At 70.6% G+C, this 989-nt stretch carries 1 protein-coding gene; it reads right to left on the bottom strand.

Annotated features, from left to right (window positions below; translation table 11 throughout):
• A protein-coding gene (locus tag IE182_RS31530; protein ID WP_373303657.1) for an IS5 family transposase occupies positions 1–923 on the bottom strand; the annotation gives its coding sequence in 2 pieces (ribosomal slippage) (positions 1–548 and positions 548–923; 924 coding nt in all).
• Between the last annotated feature and the right edge of the window lie 66 nt (positions 924–989).

Below are 989 nucleotides of genomic sequence, written 5' to 3'. Positions count from 1 at the left end.
CTAGGGCGTGTCCGATGGCTCTTTGATGAGATCGCGGAGCCAGATCACGATGGCTGCGGTGGTCAGCGTGCCGTGGAAGACGTAGTCGCGTTTGTCGTACCGAGTTGCGACGGCCCGGTGCTGCTTCAGTTTGCCGACGCAGCGTTCGACCGTGTTGCGTCGGCGGTACTGCTCGCGGTCGAAGGCGGGTGGTCGGCCGCCGGCCCGGCCGCGTCGGCGACGGTTGGCGCGTTGGTCGTCCGGCTGGGCGATCGTCGCTTTGATACCGCGTTTGCGCAGGTAGGCGCGGTTGGCCTGGCTGGAGTATGCCTTGTCTCCGCGGGCCCGGTCGGGCCGGGTCCGCGGGCGGCCCGGTCCGGTGCGGGCCATTTTGAGGGCCTGCATGAGCGGGATGAACATCGGGCTGTCCCCGCGCTGGCCGGGCGAGGTCAGCCAGATCAGGGGCCGGCAGCGGTCGTCGGCTAGCAGGTGGACCTTGCAGGTCAGTCCACCCCGGGAGCGTCCCAGGGCCTCACGGCCCTCTGCGTCCACACGCGCGCCGCCCCCTTTTCGGGGTGGTCGGCCGGGGGCCGGTGCCGGGCTCCGGCCGCGTGCTGGTGGGCCCGGCAGGTGGTGGAATCGGCGTTGACTGCCCAGGAGCCGTCCTCGTCCTGGCCGGTGGCGTCGGCCCCGGCCTGCAGGGCGTACAAGATCTTCGACCAGGTGCCGTCGGCCGACCAGCGGCGGTGGCGTTCGTAGACGGTCTGCCAGGCTCCGTAGCGTTCGGGCAGGTCACGCCAGGGAATCCCGGTCCGGGTCCGGTAGAGCACGCCGTTGACCACGGTGCGGTGGTCAGCCCACCGTCCACCCGGCCCGCCGGTCTCCGGCAGCAGCGGGGCTATGCGCTCCCACTGCCCATTCGTCAGTTCATGCCGACGCACCATGACGGACTCCTGCCCGGGAGAACGGCTGATCCACCACACGGGCAAGAGCCATCAGACACTGCCTAG

The sequence above is a fragment of the Streptomyces cinnamoneus genome, assembly GCF_014650495.1.
Taxonomy (GTDB): Bacteria; Actinomycetota; Actinomycetes; order Streptomycetales; family Streptomycetaceae; genus Streptomyces; species Streptomyces cinnamoneus.
Note: the sequence above shows the minus strand (reverse complement) of the source record. Positions and strands in the feature narration are given on the sequence as shown.